The organism is Costertonia aggregata, from assembly GCF_013402795.1.
GTDB lineage: Bacteria > Bacteroidota > Bacteroidia > Flavobacteriales > Flavobacteriaceae > Costertonia > Costertonia aggregata.
The window spans coordinates 2,107,228-2,124,936 of record NZ_CP058595.1; the positions used below are offsets into that span (position 1 = coordinate 2,107,228).

A 17,709-nucleotide genomic window follows, 5' to 3' on the forward strand; every position below is an offset into this window, starting at 1 on the left:
TTTTTGGTTTGATTTGTACTCCATGAAGATAAGAACTTTTATTTTTGCTGAACATACAATCGCATTTTGAACCTACATATTTCCATTACCGCAATATCTTCTATTTCATCTTTAGGCGCGTCGCTTCAAGAAACATGGAAAAACTATCAAACCAACAATCATTTTTTGGTTCCAAGGACATTTAACGGGAAAAAGGTTTTTGTATCGGAACTTTCCAAAAGTGTTGAAAATAAGGTAGGTGAACTAAAGGCATCGGATACAAAATACAAAAGCCTTGATAATTCCGTTTTATATGCAATTTTGGTTTCAAGACATGCCATGGGACAGGCCGGTTGGGATGATGGTAACAACATAGGGATCAATATTGGTTCTTCTCGCGGGGCTACTTCACTGTTTGAAAAATATCATAAGATATTTCTTCAAGATAAGAACGCACCTACGCTGACATCGCCGACCACTACATTGGGTAATATCTCATCTTGGGTGGCACATGATTTGCAGACAAGTGGGCCAGATATTTCACATTCCATTACCTGTTCCACAGCGTTACATGCTTTATTGAACGGTGTGGCATGGCTCAAAGGCGGTATGGCGGACAAATTTTTGGTAGGCGGCAGTGAAGCACCGTTAACACCTTTTACCATAGCTCAAATGCAGGCATTAAAGGTGTATGCAAAGTTTGATGAATCGGTAACTGGACAAACAGGTATAGCATATGGCCAAAGATACCCTTGCTTGGCTTTGGATTTAAATAAATCGCAAAACACCATGGTCTTGGGTGAGGGTGCTTCGGTAGCCTGTCTAGAAAAAGGGGTTTCAAAAAATGCCTTGGCGGTTATCGAGGGTATCGGTTATGCGACCGAACCCTTGGAACATAATGTCTCTATTTCTACCGATGCACAATGTTTTCAACGTTCTATGAAAATGGCTTTAGGCACTATTGACCCTGCTGAAATTGATGTTATTGTAATGCATGCCCCGGGTACCGTTAAAGGTGATGCCGCCGAATATGCTGCCATAAAAAAAGTTTTTTGTAACAAACTTCCTTTTTTGACTACCAATAAATGGAAAGTGGGCCATACCTTTGGCGCATCGGGCATGTTGAGCGTAGAGTTGGCCATTTTGATGCTGCAACACCAACAACCCGTAAAAGTCCCTTTTTTAACCTACGATCATATACCTGATAAAATTCGCAAAATAGTAGTCAACGCCGTAGGTTTTGGAGGAAATGCCGTGAGTGTTTTACTTTCTAAAGTAGGATGAATACCGTCCTAGAATCATATTAAAGTAGTATATTTCGTTAACCAACCTAAACCTATAAATATGGAACAATGGTTTGCCGCTTTGCCACTTTTTGAAAAAATTTATTGGCTCGTTGCGCTGATTTCTTCCGCAATTTTCCTTGTATTGATAATCATGACACTTGTTGGCGGAGACGCCGATGATTTGGGCGGGGATGTAGATGTTGAGATAGAAAGCGATACGGGAATCGGGTTTCAATTTCTCTCTTTTAAAAACCTCATGGGGTTTTTGACCATATTTGGCTGGTCGGGCATTGCTTGCTTGGATGCCGGCCTGTCCAAAGGACTTACCGCTATCATATCGATTATTTGTGGACTTTTAATGATGACGGCGATGGCTGCATTATTTTATTATTTGGCAAAATTGCAGAGCAGCGGAACGTTGAAGCTAAAGAACGCCGTAAATCAAATAGGGGAAGTATACCTTACCATTGGGGCCAACCGCTCCTCGATAGGGAAAGTAAGTATAAATGTACAGGGAACACTGCGGGAACTCGAAGCCCTGACCGATGAAAATATAGACCTAGTACAAAGCAATGTGGTCAAGGTCAAGGAAATTACAGCTAACGGAATATTGATTGTTGAACTCTTAAATAAATAACTAAATGATAGTACCTCTACAAATGGAAATGGGCGGGAGCGCCTCATTATTGGCTATTGGCTTTGCCATACTGTTTTTCTTCATTATAATCATCTCTTTCATAAGAAGATACAAACGTTGCCCTTCGGATAGAATTTTGGTCGTCTACGGTAAAGTAGGTACGGGAAATTCTGCAAAATGTATTCATGGTGGGGCCGCATTTATCTGGCCGGTAATCCAAGATTACGAGTATTTAGATCTAACGCCTATTTCTATTGAAGTAGATTTGGCAAATGCCCTGAGTAAACAGAACATTCGTGTAAACGTGCCTTCCCGTTTTACCATAGGTGTGTCAACGGAGCCCGGGGTAATGCAGAATGCAGCCGAAAGACTCCTTGGTTTGGGAATGCAGGAAGTACAGGATTTGGCCAAAGAAATTATTTTTGGTCAGTTACGTTTGGTAGTGGCATCCATGGATATTGAGGAAATCAATTCGGACAGGGATAAATTCTTGACCAATATCTCCCAAAGTGTTGAGTCGGAATTAAAGAAAGTAGGGCTTAAACTGATCAATGTAAACATTACGGATATCGTTGACGAATCCGGTTATATCGAGGCCCTGGGTAAAGAAGCCGCTGCCCATGCAATTAATGCGGCACGTAAGTCGGTCGCAGAGAAAAACAGGGATGGTTCCATTGGTGAGGCCAATGCGTTACAGGATGAAAGAACCCAAGTGGCCGCGGCAAATGCCAAAGCTGTTGAAGGGGAAAACGTGGCAAAGATAAACGTGGCGAATTCTGATTCTTTACGTAGACAGCGAGAAGCAGAAGCTGAGCGTACAGCAATCGCCGCCGAAAAAGTGCAATCCGCAAAAGCCTTGGAAGAATCGTATGCCGCCGAGAAAGATGCGGAAATCGCAAGGGCCGAACGGGAACGTAGTTCTCAAATGGCCGATATTGTGGTACCTGCGGAAATCGACAAAAAGAAAGTAGAGATCGATGCCGAAGCCGAAGCGGAAATGATCCGTAGAAAGGCAAAAGGAGAAGCCGATGCAATTTTGTTTAAAGCGCAGGCCGAAGCACAGGGTATTTTGGAAGTCTTGACCAAACAGGCCGAAGGTCTGGATAAAATCGTAAAAGCAGCAGGAGATAGTCCTAAAGATGCAGTATTGTTATTGGTAGCCGATAAATTGCCCGAGTTGGTCAAAACCCAGGCCGAAGCCATCAAGAACATCAAAATCGATAAGGTAACCGTTTGGGATTCCGGTGCAAAGACCGAGGACGGTAAAAACTCCACCGCCAATTTCATTTCAGGAATGTACAAGTCCGTTCCCCCGTTACAGGAAATGTTCAATATGGCGGGAATGCAATTGCCAGAGTATCTAAAGGGGAAGGATGTGGCTTCTGCTGAAAATGATTCAAAGTCTACGGTGCCAAATAAGAAATCAGAATAGAAGAAAGAAAAGTTAATTAAGCATAATCCCAAAAATAAAACGCTAAGAACTAAGCTTAGCGTTTTATACTTTATTTAGTGAATTAATCAATTTTTATTTTTAATTTGGAATGAGTATGCAACCGCATTTTTCCTCTTCTTTGTCTATATTTTTTTTGATTCTATTTCGTTCGGCGTAGCTTAAACTTTCCAAATAAGCCTTATCAACAATAGGTCTTCCGTGTATATCTCTGCTTGGAGGATTATTATTGAGCCCAAGTCTTCTTGCCTCTTTTTCTTCTCTCCAAGACCCACTTGCATTTGACGTGCCCCATCCCATATGTTCTGCAAAAAACCTTTCCAATTCGCAGATTAAGCACCCAGAACCATTGCCGTAAGTAGCTTCCTTTTCGGATCCAGCTACCGCCAATACTTGAGAATAAGCTTGGTTTTGAAAAGCTATCATAATGGTAAAAAAAGTAAAAAGACAAAATAATTTTTTCATGATTTAATAATTTTAAAGTTAATGAAACAACTATGTTAAGGTAGTAATTTTCTTTCATTAAAGTGTTTTTTTTCGATAAAGTGTATAGTAAAGATTTAATTTGAGAGTATCATTTAAGGTTTAAAAACATCACAATTATAATATCTACTCGAATTCAGTTATTTTTGAAACCTGATACAACTTAAGTTTATGAGCGAAGCAAGACACAACTGGACCAAACAAGAAATCCTTGATATTTATAATAAACCGTTGATGGAGCTGCTCTATGATGCGGCAACGATACATCGTAAACATCACGATCCCAATACCGTTCAGGTGTCAACATTACTTTCCATAAAAACAGGAGGTTGCCCCGAGGACTGCGGCTATTGTCCGCAAGCGGCCCGTTACCATACCGATATTGAAGGCAACGATTTAATGACCGTTCCCCATGTAAAGGCACAGGCACTTCGGGCAAAGGCATCGGGAAGTTCTAGGGTATGTATGGGCGCGGCTTGGCGTAATGTCAAAGATGGTCCGGAGTTTGATCAGGTATTGGAAATGGTGCGAACCATCAATAAACTGGATATGGAAGTTTGCTGTACGCTCGGTATGATTACCGAAAATCAGGCTAAACGTTTGGCAGAAGCAGGATTGTATGCCTATAACCATAATTTGGATACTTCGGAAGATTACTATAAAGACGTGATTTCTACACGTGCCTTTGAAGATCGCTTGGAAACCATAGATAACGTTCGTAAAAGCAATGTTACGGTTTGTAGCGGTGGTATCATCGGCATGGGCGAAGCGTTGGAGGACCGTGCAGGCATGTTGGTCGCACTGTCCTCTTTAGATCCACAACCAGAATCGGTTCCCATCAATGCCTTGGTCGCCGTTGAGGGTACGCCAATGGAAGATATTGAACCTATAGCCATTTGGGATATGATTCGTATGGTGGCGACTACGAGAATCGTCATGCCCGAAACGCAAGTGAGATTGTCTGCCGGCCGTACCGAAATGAGCAGGGAAGGACAGGCCATGTGTTTTTTCGCCGGTGCCAATTCTATATTTGCGGGCGATAAGCTTTTGACCACACCAAACCCCGATGTAAACGAGGATATGGAAATGTTCAAATTATTGGGATTGAATCCACAAAAACCTTTTACCAAAGTTTCCCAGCCAAAAACCGTGGAAGCATCGGAATCCCAATATCAGCCTTTGGGCGAAAAACCAAAATGGACACGCCCCGAGCACAAAATCGAAAGAAACGAAGAGGCCAAAAGCAAAGCAAAACTTACAAAGCAGTCTTAAGGTAGCCGTTGCTTACAAGTGTCCCTTTACATTGTTTTCGAAAACTTTAAGAAACATTTGAAAGTTGTTTTTTAAATTTGTGGGTTAAACTACTCAGATTGCAACTGAACTTACAGGACATACCCAGGGTAAAAACAATATCTAAGGCGGATTTTATCCAAGATTATTTTAAGCCTCAGAAACCTGTTGTTGTGGAACAGTTCATAGAGGATTGGCCCGCATTTTCCAAATGGAACTTGGACTATATGGCCAAGGTGGCTGGCGATAAGACGGTTCCCCTCTACGATGACAGACCGGTTTCCCATACCGACGGTTTTAATGAACCGCATACGACCATGAAAATGGGAGATTACATTGATTTACTGAAAAAAGAGCCTACGAAATACCGTATTTTTCTTTGGAATATTCTGAAAGAAGTACCCATACTTCAAAAAGATTTCACATACCCTGATTTTGGATTAAAGCTTATGAAGGGTTTGCCCATGCTTTTCTTTGGAGGCACCAATTCACATACGTTTATGCACTATGACATTGATTTGGGGAATATCTTTCATTTTCACTTTGAGGGTAAAAAAGAATGCATTCTATATCCCCAATCCGAAACCAAGTATTTGTACAAGGTTCCCCACTCTTTGATCACACACGAAAGTATTGATTTTTCTAATCCCGATTTTGAAAAATGGCCTGCATTGCAAAAAGCCAAAGGCTATAAGACTCATTTAAAGCATGGTGAGGTATTGTACATGCCAGAGGGCTATTGGCACTATATGAAGTACATAAGCCCGGGATTTTCAATGAGTTTAAGAGCTATCGCCCGTAATCCCAAAAATCTAGGGAAGGCTTTTTACAACGTACTTATTATGCGTTATTATGATAATGTTATGCGAAAAATAAAAGGCCAAAAGTGGATCGATTCCAAAAACGAAAAAGCAATAGTCAGAACCAATGCTTTGTATGACTCGGTCAGGTAAGGTATGGTCAAGCATTGATTATACGTTTTGATTATTTTGAGGACTATGGGGCTTTGATCAGTTCTTGAAGTTTGGCATAGACCAAATGGCTTTCCCAACCCCTGTACAAAAGATAATCGGCTAGTTTTTTTTTTCTTTTTTGAACGTTTTTTTCAGTGATTTGCCCCAATCTTTTTTTGGCGAGGGTATCCAAGGTTTTTATGTATTCTTCTTCATCAATTTCCTTTAGGGCGGTAGTAATATTGAATCGAGAAATATCACGTTGTTTCAGTTCGTTTACGATTCGGTTTTTGCCCCACTTCTTTATATTGAATTTTCCCCTTGCAAAACTTTGGGCAAATCGTTCTTCGTTCAAATAGTTTTCTTGGATCAGGTGCGTGACAATTTGGTCAATGGCCTCAGGTATCATACGCATTCCTTTTAATTTTTGTACAACCTCTTTATGGCAACGGTCTTGATAGGCGCAATAATTTTCCAGCTTTTTTTTGGCTTCGTCAATAGTATAGGAGTTTGTATGAAAACTCATTCAAGTTACTTTATATCGATTGAGATTTTTACTGAATCGCCTGTTGCAGAAAATACAGCGTATTGCCCTGAACTTTTTCTTGCATCATAATGACTTATTTGGGTATAATCAATACCTCTTGTTTTTGGGAGTACCACCTCGATTTCCCAGTCGGGTTTGGTTTGGCTCACTTCCAGATCAATCGAATTAGGTTTTTTTTCATAATAAACCGATATGGCATTGTCGGCAACCTTTACATTTTCCAAAGAGGCTTTGTTCCATTTTGATGGCATTTGAGGCTTTAGCACTACCTTCTTTTTTGATGCCTGTGGTTTTATCCCAAAAAACTGTTGAACAATAGGTATGGCGTAGCTGTAAATGTTCCAAGCTTGAGCCATCATGCCATAATCTGGGGAAACTTCATACATGCTTCCCGGTAACGCATAGCTGAAAGTACGTGTCATTCGGTTCAAATAATTCAACGCCTTATCGGGCCTACCATAGTTGTTTTCCGCTACCGCTTGCACTCCGGTCGGCAGGGTCATTACCGCTCCCGTGTAGGAGAAGACCTTACTGCCCTTAAAAGAACCATCGTCTGAACCGGCGGAGTCATCCCTATCGATACCGGTCACGAAAACCCCAAACGGATTCACAAATTTTTCAGCGGTATTCAAGGCTTGAATGGCTTTTGTTGAATCGGCTATTAGCATTTCCATGGGCGTGTTCACTACCCAATTATGGTGTAGTACAAAGGGTTTTAGCGTAGAGGAACGGTTTTTTAAAATCTGTTTTTTCGTATTCTGAAGTTCGGAAACTGCCCATGGTTTTTTTAGCGTATCGGCCCTAACGATGGCATCGTCGATCAAATGTAAGGCTTGTTCGTCGGTTCCCAAAAAATCGGCATAAGAGCTAAAACCCTCTGACCAAAACTTATCGTTTATCTTCTTTTTTAAGATATCTGCCGTTTTTTTATATGCTTTGGCCAATCCCATCTCTTCCAATACCAACGCAATTTTAGCTGCATCGGAAAATGCCCGCTGTGTATAGGAGGCTACATCTATCATTTCACTGTCAAGGCCATGTATCTCCATCATTCCAAATCCGTCGGGGAATAAATTACCGCTTGTATCGTTTTCGGCCATAAGCCAGTGCAATCCCTTTTTTATCGTAGGGAAATAATTTTGGAGAAATTCTTTGTTGCCGTCCCATTGGTACACTTCCCAAATCAATGAAACAAATTGAGGGGTCTCGTTGATGTTGCCATTATTGAAAACCGTACCGTTGGTAGACATTTCATGTATGATTTTACCATTACCGTTAACGGCCTTGGAAACACTGTCCAAAAGATGAATGGTCTTGTATACCACATTGGTCTGGCCAATGGCCATATAGCCTTTTAACGCATATTCGCTGTCTACCCCAAACCACCATGGGTAGTCGGGAATACCAGCAGTTATTCCCGTGCCTATCTCAGGAACCGTCCTAACCAACCAATCACAATTGTACTTTAGCCATTCAAAGGCCTTTTCCAAATTTTTATCGGGAACGGTCAATTTTGATTGTTTTGCCAATTGCACGTATCTTTCCTTTTTTTGGGATAACCGGTTTAATGTATTGTTGCCAAGGTCGTCATAGGTTTTTAGGGCACCTTCTTTGGAGTGGTATGAACCTGCTATGGTAAAGGTCAGTGTTCGGGCTTCGTTAGGCTCAAGATGAATGTCGTACTTCAACATGTTTGAAACACCCAACCCCTTGTATATATTTTTCGCATTTCCGTGGGACATAGGTTTTTCTTTGGCTCCGTATGTTAAGAACCACGGGTTGTTCATATCCTTTATCAACCATTGTTCTCTTTGGTTCAAATAGTTGGAGGTATCTTGGCCATCTATCATTTTGGTGCGCTCACCTAACCATGTTGGTCTTAAGTCAGAATGCCCAGTGAATTCAAACCCGAATTTTTGTACGGTATCACCTGAATTTTTTAAAAGATATTGAAGGATGATTCCCTGTTTTCCATCCGGTACAAATTGAAACCTTTCTATTTTAAGGTCGCTATCGGATAAATTATAAATGTGCTTATTACCGAACGGATAATTTACAAAGGTATCCGCTTTTTTCAACGCTACGTTTTCAGTATCAAACGTAAGGTTAACGTCAAACCCATCCATAAGTTTGATAGGGTGGTTCCAAATACCGCCCATTTCTCCTTTAATATGCCATCCCAATTCAGGAAAGGAACCGTCTTGATGACCTACCATATACACCCTGTCCCCAGCAGTCACATAAGGCGATTCCAAGTATGCATCTTTGCCTTGTATAGAAGCGGTATCGTCAAGATAATCCGTCAAACTCTCATCGGGGGTGTTTTCTGAACATCCTAAAATGTATAAAAAAATGATGCATAGTAGGCTACCGTGGCTTTTTTTCATTTATATGATATTATAATCAGAAAATTACTAAATAAAAATGATCGAAACACAAGCACAAGTTATGCTTTGTTCAGGTAATTTTAGTGGTTCAAATCTATAATGAATTTGTCAATGGCCTTGCCATTTGTGTTTTTTAGTTTTTTTGACGCTAACCTGGGAATATAATCTTGAAAAAAGATGTCCCGAAAATATGGAAACAAAAAAAGCGACCCCTTTTAGGAGTCGCTTTGTGTGGATATCTTTTTAAATAACCCTTTGGTCTAAACTAAAGGTTGGTTCAAAAATGTTTCTTTGGGAGTTTATACTCCCAAAGAAGGTTTTTACTAATATATGGTCTTGCCGTCTTTATCCTTAAAACGGTATTCAAGATACGTATACGCATCCCTAGGTTGTATTTTTATCCATTTTTTATGCTCCAAGAACCACTTGGAACGTATGGACGGGAAACCTTTGGTAATATAGGCCGCTATAAAAGGGTGTATGTTCAATACAATCCCATTATTGGCTTTGGGCCCTTTTAAAAGTTTCTCCAGATTGGCATTGATCTTATCGATTAAAACGATAGGTGCCTCTATCTCCTGGCCATTGCCATTGGGATTTACCTCACTTGTTTTAATGTTCATCTCTGGCCTTACCCGTTGTCTGGTAATCTGTATGAGCCCAAATTTACTTGGGGGGAGTATCTTGTGCTTGGCACGGTCATCTTTCATCTCATCCCTAAGATGTTCAAAAAGCTTTTTCCTGTGCGGTGCTTTTACCATGTCTATAAAATCGACCACGATAATACCTCCCATATCACGCAACCTTAATTGTCTTGCAATTTCCGATGCGGCCAAAAGATTTACTTCCAATGCGGTATCTTCTTGATTTTTGGCCTTATTTGAACGGTTACCGCTGTTTACGTCTATTACGTGCAAGGCTTCGGTATGTTCAATGATCAAATACGCACCCTTGCTCATGGATGCCGTACGGCCAAAAGAAGTTTTTATCTGCCTCTCGATTCCGAATTTTTCAAAAATCGGGACAGTACTATTATGTTGTTTTACGATAGACTCCTTTTCCGGGGCTATTTCGGCAACATAATCCTTAATTTGTTCATAAAGCGTTTCATCATCTACGTGGATTCCCGTAAAGGAATCGTTAAAAACATCCCTCAGTATGGATGAAGCCCTGTTGAGCTCTACCAATACCTTGGATGGCGTAGGTGCTTTATACAATTTCTTGCACATTGCGGACCATTTGGTCAGCAAGTTCTGTAGATCTTTGTCCAGCTCTGCGACTTTTTTGCCTTCTGCAACTGTTCGTATGATAACCCCAAATCCTTTTGGCTTAATGCTCTTTACAAGTCTTTTAAGTCTATCTTTTTCCTCGTTGCTCTCTATTTTTTGAGAGACCGATACACGATCGGAAAAAGGTACCATGACCAGGTAACGCCCCGCTAGGGAGAGTTCCGAACTAATTCGGGGGCCTTTGGTGGATATGGGTTCTTTAACGATTTGCACCAATAAAGATTGATTGGCTTTGATAACATCGGTTATTACACCATGTTTATCAATATCTTTTTCAAATGGAAAGTCTTTAAGGGAGTAATCTCTTAATTTCCCTGTACTTACCTGCTTAATGAATTTTAGCATTGAAGATAACTGCGGCCCAAGATCATGATAGTGCAAAAAGGCATCTTTTTCATAACCTACGTTTACAAAAGCGGCATTCAGCCCGGTTACGGGTTTTCGAATCTTGGCGAGGAATATATCGCCAACCGAAAAATTATTGTTATCCTCTTCTTTGTGTAATTCTATTAGCTTTCCATCTTTTAATAAGGCAAAGTCAACGGCTTCGGAACTAGATCTTACGATTAATTCTCTATTCACCTGAATATATTTATATCTACCCAAAATAGCTGGATAGATGGATTAAACAATATCGGAAACAGGTTTAGGAAACCTGTCGGGATTCTTTGGTTGAATCTCTATGTCAATGAACGTATGTAAAACGAAAAAGTAGTTGTAACAACTACTTTTTCTTGTGTCGGTTAGCTCTCCTTCGCTTTTTGCGTTTATGGGTAGCTACCTTATGTCTTTTTCTTTTCTTACCACTCGGCATAAAGGTCTACTTTTATAAGATTAATATTTTATTGTTTAACGTGTACGTTACTCTTTACTCCTTCTACAAAAACCTTTGCAGGCTTAAATGCCGGAATGTTGTGGGCAGGAATTTTTATGGTAGTGTTCTTAGAAATATTTCTACCTGTTTTTTCTGCTCTGGTCTTTATGATAAAACTACCAAAACCTCTTAGGTAAACGTTGTCTCCATTTTCCAATGAAGATTTAACCTCTTCCATAAAGGTTTCAACTGTTGCTTGTACATCTCCTTTTTCAATTCCCAGTTTTTCTGAGATTTTCGTTACGATATCCGCTTTCGTCATTTCAATTAATTAGTTTACTATACCTTTTTTTCGGGTTGCAAATATATAAATTAAATTCAATCTTTTATTCTAAAGGACTAATTTTAAGTGAATTCGCCAACACTTTTTTCAATATGGTCAAATGAAACCCTTTATATGCCTAATCCCCTATTTTTTAGACGTATAACTTGGTTCGCAAGACCAATTTCGAGCGCCCGCCATAATCAATGCAATTTCAAAATAGAAAAATAAGGTAAATACCAAAAGAATAACTATTACTTTTGTTGTTTAGTATGGATTCGATACCATTTTCTCAAAAAATTCTACGTTGGTACCATGAAAATAAACGAACGTTGCCGTGGCGAAAAACCAAAAACCCATACAATATTTGGCTTTCGGAAATTATTCTACAGCAGACCCGTGTAGTACAGGGTACACCGTACTATCTGAAGTTGGTTGAGAATTTTCCAACGGTACATGACTTGGCCAAGGCACCCGAGGAAAAAGTATTGAAATTATGGCAAGGGCTGGGCTATTATTCTAGGGCCAGGAACCTACATGCTGCCGCTAAGATGATAGTGAACGAATATGATGGCCGATTTCCCAGGACTTACAATGAACTTTTGAAGCTTAAAGGCGTTGGGGACTACACGGCGAGTGCCATAGCATCTATTTGTTTTAATGAACCCGAACCCGTGGTCGATGGTAACGTATACCGTGTCTTGGCCAGATATTACGGCGTAGATATTCCCATAAACAGTACCGAAGGTATCAAATACTTTAAAAAATTGGCACGAAAGGTAATGAACAAAGAGAACGTTCGTGACTATAACCAAGGCATAATGGAGTTTGGGGCCATTCAGTGCGCTCCCAAAAAACCATATTGTTTATTGTGCCCCCTTAACGATAGTTGTACGGCTCTTCAAAGAAATAAAGTGGGCGATTTGCCCGTCAAAATGAACAAGGCCAAAGTCAGAAACCGATATTTTAACTATTTGGTTCCCGTTTTTGAAAAAGATGGAATCAAAAAAACAATACTGCACCAGCGTAAAGGAAAAGGGATTTGGCAAAACATGTGGGAATTCCCACTTATGGAATCTGAAAAGGAAATCAATTTAGAAGAGATAAAAAACAAACATTCGACCGTTCTTAATAGTGATACCAACGGAAAGGTGTCACTTTTTAATACTCATGCCATTGTACATAAACTTTCCCATCAACATTTGCATACCAAATTCTGGATCGTTGAGGTAGACCATGATTTGCCCAACGGTATACCACTTTCCAAACTGGAAGAATTGCCCGTGCCTGTTTTGATAGCAGACTTTATAAAAGCGTTTAAAAATTTGTACTTTTGACCATTAGATTTTTATTATGAGCGGAACATTGAACAAAGTAATGCTTATTGGGCATTTAGGGGATGAAGTAAAGATTCATTATTTTGAAGGCGGCAACTGTATTGCCCGTTTTCCATTGGCTACCAACGAGACCTATACCAATAAACAAACAGGTGAACGGGTCACCAATACAGATTGGCACAACATCGTTATCCGAAACAAGGCTGCCGAGATTTGTGAAAAATATCTAAGCAAAGGCGACAAGGTATATGTAGAAGGCAGATTAAAAAATAGACAGTGGCAAGGGGAAGACGGTAATACAAGATATACCACCGAAGTACATGTGCAGGATTTTACTTTTTTGACGACAAAAAAGGAAAGCATGGCCAATAATCAAGCCAACGACCAACCGCAACATAATAAAGCAGCCGCCCAGACTGCTGCGCCCAAAGCGCAAGCTAAGGTTAACGAGCCGGAACAGGATGATGACCTGCCATTTTAAACAAAACAAAATTAAACATTGACTATTGGACCCTGACCCCCTTAGTTTGGTACTGAGTTTTATAAGTTTTGACAGTGCGCTACTGGCTAAAATTTTTATTCTTATCATTCTTCTGTTATGCTCGGCCCTTATATCCGGTGCGGAAGTAGCTTTTTTTGGACTTTCACAAACGGACATAAATGAAATACAGGAGCAAAAAACGACCAAGGGTAATTTTATTGTCAAATTATTGGAGCGTCCCAAAAAGCTATTGGCCACAATTTTGATTGCCAACAACACTATCAATATTGGTATCGTACTTCTTTTTAGTGATATTGGCGACACTTTTTTCGCAAATATCACCTACGTGTTGTTCAATATAGTCTCGGTAAGGTTTTTGTTGGAAGTTGTGGTGGCCACTTTTTTAATATTGATGTTCGGGGAGATCTTGCCGAAAATCTACGCAAACCGAAACCGCATCAGTTTCGCCCATATCATGGCATTTCCTTTAAAGGTTTTGGATGTACTTTTCAGCCCCTTGAGCATGCCCATGCGGGCAACTACGATTTTTATGTACAAAAAGTTGGGAAAGCAAAAATCAAACCTAAGCGTAGATCATCTCTCCCAGGCACTGGAACTTACCTCCGAAGGGGATACAACTAAAGAGGAACAAAAGATTTTGGAAGGTATCGTATCTTTTGGAAATACCGATACCAAGCAGGTCATGAGCCCCAGGATAGATATTTTTGCTTTGAGCGAGGACATGAAATATCCCGAGGTCATACGAGAAATAAAAAAACACGGCTATTCCCGTATTCCTGTTTTTTCAGAAAATATGGACAATCTTCTGGGAGTTCTTTACGTAAAAGATCTGCTGCCTTATATAGACCGCAAATCCTTTAATTGGATGGCCTTGATACGAGAACCTTATTTTGTGCCGGAAAATAAAAAATTGGATGATTTGTTATTGGAATTTCAAGACAAAAAAAACCATTTGGCCGTTGTAGTAGATGAATATGGGGGTACATCAGGAATTGTTACCTTAGAGGATATTATTGAAGAGATTGTTGGTGATATCAGTGATGAGTTTGACGATGTAGATCTGGTATTTTCGAAATTGGACGACCATAACTATGTTTTTGATGGGAAAACTACACTAAAGGATTTCTACAGAGTGGTAAAAATTGACGATGAGGAAGATTTTGAACTACAAAAAGGAGAGTCTGAAACCATTGCGGGATTTGTATTGGAAATCGCAGGTAATTTTCCCAGAAGGGGAGAAAAAGTGCTTTTTAAAAACTATCAATTTATAGTAGAAAGCCTCGACAAAAAAAGATTAAAGCAAATTAAAATCACACTGCCACGTGAAAGTTAAATATTTTGTATTGTTTTTATTGATTTTTTTGGGCTGTAAGAACGGGGAAGAGGTACTGCCCAAACCAAAGGCAGAACTCAGGCTAGAGTATCCCAAGGCCAACTATATAGATACCAACTTGGGTTTTTTTAGTTTTGAGCGCAATCAAGAGGCCAATTTTAGAATTGAATCGAAAAAAGGGATTACCATAGGCTACCCAAATATGAACGGTTCAATTTATATCACGTACAAGAACGTAGATGGCAATTTGGATAAACTATTGTCAGATGCCCAAAAATTATCTTATGAGCACGTGGCCAAAGCCGATAATATTGCCGAACAGCCTTTTGTAAACGAAAAGGATAAAGTTTACGGAATGTATTATGAAGTCTTTGGCGATGCAGCTTCACAGGCTCAATTTTATGTGACGGACAGTACCGAGCATTTTGTAACGGGATCGTTGTATTTTTTCGCCAAACCCAATTATGATTCCATTCAGCCTGCCGCGGCGTATCTTCAAGAGGATATAAAACATATTATGGAGACTTTTCGCTGGAACGAATAATCTACCCTTATGCAAAAACAAGATGTAATCGACTGCCATGCAAGAATAAGCCCGTATGTTCACGATACACCGGTTCTCACATCAAGATTGATCAATACAAAAGTAGGTGCAGAGGTATATTTTAAATGCGAAAACTTTCAACGGGCCGGAGCCTATAAAATTAGGGGAGCTACGAACGCCATCCTACAACTGTCCGATGAGCAGCGCAGTAAAGGTGTTGTGACCCATTCATCTGGCAATTTTGCCCAGGCATTGTCATTGGCCGCACAAAGCTTAAAAGTTCCCGCCCATATCGTTATGCCATCATCTGCTCCTCAGGTAAAAAAGATAGGCGTATTGGAATATGGGGGCACTATTTACGAATGTAAGCCTACGCTGGGTGCCCGCCAGCGCATGGCAGACCAGATTGCAAAAGAGACTGGAGCTGTTTTTTTGCATCCTTCCAATAATGAGCATGTAATTTTAGGTCAGGGAACGGCAGCTTTTGAATTATTGACCGAGCGACCAGATTTAAACTATATTTTTTGCCCTGTGGGTGGCGGGGGATTGATTGCCGGGTCCGCCATAGCTGCAAAACATTTTGGAGAGAGTTGTAAAATAATCGGGGGCGAGCCTTTTGAGGCCGATGATGCTTACCGTTCATTGCAAACTGGAAAAATTGAAGGAAACAACACCGTAAATACCATAGCCGACGGACTAAAAACGACATTGGGCGACAAGAATTTTCCCATAATCAAAAAGCATGTAACCAAGATTGTTCGCGTTACCGAAAATGAGATCGTGGTAGCCATGCGGTTGGTATGGGAGCGTATGAAGATTATAATTGAACCGTCCAGTGCCGTTACCGTGGCCGCTTTGATTCGAGATGCTGAGGAAAACCCGAAAGAGTATATGAGAAAAAAGGCCGGAATTATAATATCTGGCGGTAATGTAGACTTGGGCGACTTACCTTTTGGTAAATAGCTTATTTAAATCTGTAATCTTCTGTTGGTGCGAAAGTTTAAAAAAATTATAAAAAGAATGGGGTTGTTTTTTGTGGGTTTTCTGTTGGCCATGGTCGTTGCTGTCTTTCTCTTTATCAATTTCAGTCCTGAATTTGGTGGAACTCCCACCAAGGAACAAAAGATGCGTTACGCTACATCAAAAAATTATGGAAAAGGTGCCTTTAAGAATATTGGTGACGTTCAAATGAATATGGGGTTTGGTGTTTTTGTAAAAAGCTTAAGAGGTTATATTGCCCCACAACCCCACACCAAACCAGAAAAAGATATATCCGTTGAAAAAATTGATTCCATTTCCATTTCTCTTTATGAAGGCCCTATGCGTTTGATTTGGTTTGGACATTCTGCCTTTTTATTACAAAGTGGAGGCAAGAATATTTTGATAGACCCCATGTTCGGTGATGTCCCGGCACCACATCCAATGCTTGGAGGAAAACGGTTTAGCTCATCCTTACCTATTGAAATAGAAAAACTCCCTAAGATTGATGCCGTTATTTTCTCACATGATCATTATGATCATCTAGACTATGGTTCAGTTAAGCTTTTAAAAGAAAAAGTAGGCGTGTTTTATACGCCATTAGGTGTAGGCGTTCATCTTACCGAGTGGGGCGTTGACCAAAGCAATATCATCGAATTGGATTGGTGGGGTGAGGTCAACTTTCAAGGATTACGTTTTATATGCACCCCCGCACAGCATTTTTCGGGTAGAGGAATTACAGATGGTGGTAGTACTCTATGGAGCTCATGGGTTATACAAACGGCAAGCGAAAACATTTTCTTTAGTGGCGATAGTGGTTATGGTGCCCATTTTAAAGAAATAGGGGATATATATGGCCCCTTTGATTTTGCTATGTTAGAATGTGGCCAGTATAACGAGCTATGGAAAGAAATTCATATGATGCCCGAAGAAGCCGCACAAGCGGGACTTGACATAAAGGCAAAAAAAATAATGCCCATACACTGGGGCTCATTTAAATTGGCAATGCATCCCTGGACCGAACCGGTCAGCCGTATCTTAAAAAAAGCAACAGAATTGAATATTCCCGTTACGGTACCCAAAATCGGGGAACCTATTTATTTGGATACCCAAAACATTTCTAAAGAAAAATGGTGGGAGGCCTTTAATTAGCTTTGCCCAACAGCGTTTTGGCTTTAGCAATGCTTGAATTTATTTCTTCTTTTAGGGCCTTCACATTTTCCTCTTCCTCATCCAGCCATTTTTGCTTTTGTTCCGTAAGCTCTTTGCCTTCGAGAATTTCTTCGGAATCAAAGCGATTGCCAAAACTCTGCATCCAATCCATCATGGATTGGTTCGCCTTTTGAAGGTCGCGCATGGCTTGCTCATATTCCCTACCGGCCGCTGTTGTATCTACTTTTGATTTTAGCTCCCCGACCAATTTTCCGATAGTGCCCATTTTTGGCATTACCTCGTCATGAACGGCCATTACCTGTTCCATTTGGGTGGGTTCGCTGGTTTTCTTCTCTTCTTCTTTGCAAGAAAATAGAATAGTCAGTGTTAAAAGTGCGCTTATAAGAACAATTTTTTTCATCTGTT

Annotated in this window: 17 protein-coding genes; 11 read left to right on the forward strand and 6 right to left on the reverse strand. The window is 40.2% G+C overall.

What is annotated here, in order from left to right; genetic code table 11:
• The first annotated feature begins 66 nt into the window (after positions 1-66).
• From HYG79_RS09670 to HYG79_RS09680, 3 genes are read left to right on the forward strand one after another with little or no spacing between them, the layout of a single operon-like run.
• The gene (locus tag HYG79_RS09670; RefSeq protein ID WP_179241892.1) at positions 67-1,263 is read left to right on the forward strand and encodes a beta-ketoacyl synthase N-terminal-like domain-containing protein; all 1,197 of its coding nucleotides are present in this window, start codon (positions 67-69) and stop codon (positions 1,261-1,263) included.
• A gap of 60 nt (positions 1,264-1,323) precedes the next feature.
• Entirely contained in the window at positions 1,324-1,902 is a 579-nt protein-coding gene (locus HYG79_RS09675) for a hypothetical protein (protein WP_179241893.1), read from the forward strand.
• A gap of 4 nt (positions 1,903-1,906) precedes the next feature.
• Positions 1,907-3,334 (forward strand): flotillin family protein, encoded by a 1,428-nt coding sequence (locus HYG79_RS09680; protein ID WP_228027852.1) that lies wholly within the window; start codon positions 1,907-1,909, stop codon positions 3,332-3,334.
• A gap of 99 nt (positions 3,335-3,433) precedes the next feature.
• Here the strand turns inward: HYG79_RS09680 and HYG79_RS09685 are convergent, their stop codons facing one another.
• Positions 3,434-3,817: a hypothetical protein gene (locus HYG79_RS09685; RefSeq protein WP_179241894.1), complete on the reverse strand. Its 384-nt coding sequence runs from the start codon at positions 3,815-3,817 to the stop codon at positions 3,434-3,436.
• Between the two features lie 189 nt (positions 3,818-4,006).
• Between HYG79_RS09685 and bioB the strand changes: the two genes are divergently transcribed.
• Both bioB and HYG79_RS09695 read left to right on the forward strand, forming a co-directional pair.
• The gene (gene bioB, locus HYG79_RS09690; protein WP_179241895.1) at positions 4,007-5,107 is read left to right on the forward strand and encodes a biotin synthase BioB; all 1,101 of its coding nucleotides are present in this window, start codon (positions 4,007-4,009) and stop codon (positions 5,105-5,107) included.
• Between the two features lie 98 nt (positions 5,108-5,205).
• Positions 5,206-6,078, forward strand: a complete 873-nt coding sequence (locus HYG79_RS09695; RefSeq protein WP_179241896.1) for a cupin-like domain-containing protein — start codon at positions 5,206-5,208, stop codon at positions 6,076-6,078.
• Between the two features lie 43 nt (positions 6,079-6,121).
• Here HYG79_RS09695 and HYG79_RS09700 read toward each other — a convergent pair whose 3' ends face one another.
• The 4 genes from HYG79_RS09700 to HYG79_RS09715 all read right to left on the reverse strand — a co-directional run bounded on the left by HYG79_RS09700 (position 6,122) and on the right by HYG79_RS09715 (position 11,437).
• On the reverse strand, positions 6,122-6,604 hold the full coding sequence (locus HYG79_RS09700; RefSeq protein WP_179241897.1) for a regulatory protein RecX: 483 nt from the start codon (positions 6,602-6,604) through the stop codon (positions 6,122-6,124).
• A 5-nt stretch (positions 6,605-6,609) separates the two neighbouring features.
• Positions 6,610-9,012 carry a glucosidase family protein gene (locus HYG79_RS09705; protein WP_179241898.1) on the reverse strand — a complete coding sequence of 801 codons (2,403 nt, stop codon included), beginning with the start codon at positions 9,010-9,012 and terminating at the stop codon, positions 6,610-6,612.
• 323 nt (positions 9,013-9,335) lie between these two features.
• Positions 9,336-10,883, reverse strand: a complete 1,548-nt coding sequence (locus HYG79_RS09710; protein WP_179241899.1) for an Rne/Rng family ribonuclease — start codon at positions 10,881-10,883, stop codon at positions 9,336-9,338.
• Between the two features lie 260 nt (positions 10,884-11,143).
• A complete protein-coding gene (locus HYG79_RS09715) occupies positions 11,144-11,437 on the reverse strand; it encodes an HU family DNA-binding protein (protein ID WP_179241900.1) in 294 nt (97 codons plus the stop codon).
• A gap of 281 nt (positions 11,438-11,718) precedes the next feature.
• On the opposite strand from HYG79_RS09715, the gene mutY reads away from it, so the two are divergent.
• From mutY to HYG79_RS09745, 6 genes are read left to right on the forward strand one after another with little or no spacing between them, the layout of a single operon-like run.
• Positions 11,719-12,774, forward strand: coding sequence for an A/G-specific adenine glycosylase (gene mutY, locus HYG79_RS09720; protein WP_179243531.1), 1,056 nt, complete (start codon positions 11,719-11,721; stop codon positions 12,772-12,774).
• Between the two features lie 16 nt (positions 12,775-12,790).
• Entirely contained in the window at positions 12,791-13,255 is a 465-nt protein-coding gene (locus HYG79_RS09725; protein ID WP_179241901.1) for a single-stranded DNA-binding protein, read from the forward strand.
• Between the two features lie 25 nt (positions 13,256-13,280).
• Entirely contained in the window at positions 13,281-14,609 is a 1,329-nt protein-coding gene (locus HYG79_RS09730; protein WP_179241902.1) for a gliding motility-associated protein GldE, read from the forward strand.
• A complete protein-coding gene (gene gldD, locus HYG79_RS09735) occupies positions 14,599-15,153 on the forward strand; it encodes a gliding motility lipoprotein GldD (protein ID WP_179241903.1) in 555 nt (184 codons plus the stop codon). The genes HYG79_RS09730 and gldD overlap by 11 nt, the downstream gene beginning before the upstream one ends.
• A 9-nt stretch (positions 15,154-15,162) precedes the next feature.
• Complete coding sequence (locus HYG79_RS09740) at positions 15,163-16,116, forward strand: pyridoxal-phosphate dependent enzyme (protein WP_179241904.1); 954 nt, start codon at positions 15,163-15,165, stop codon at positions 16,114-16,116.
• Positions 16,117-16,173: 57 nt separating this feature from the next.
• Positions 16,174-17,283 (forward strand): MBL fold metallo-hydrolase, encoded by a 1,110-nt coding sequence (locus HYG79_RS09745; RefSeq protein ID WP_179241905.1) that lies wholly within the window; start codon positions 16,174-16,176, stop codon positions 17,281-17,283.
• On the opposite strand, the gene HYG79_RS09750 is transcribed toward HYG79_RS09745, so the two are convergent.
• Positions 17,276-17,704 carry a protein kinase family protein gene (locus tag HYG79_RS09750; RefSeq protein ID WP_179241906.1) on the reverse strand — a complete coding sequence of 143 codons (429 nt, stop codon included), beginning with the start codon at positions 17,702-17,704 and terminating at the stop codon, positions 17,276-17,278. The two genes, HYG79_RS09745 and HYG79_RS09750, sit on opposite strands and share 8 nt — an antisense overlap.
• Positions 17,705-17,709: the final 5 nt, after the last annotated feature.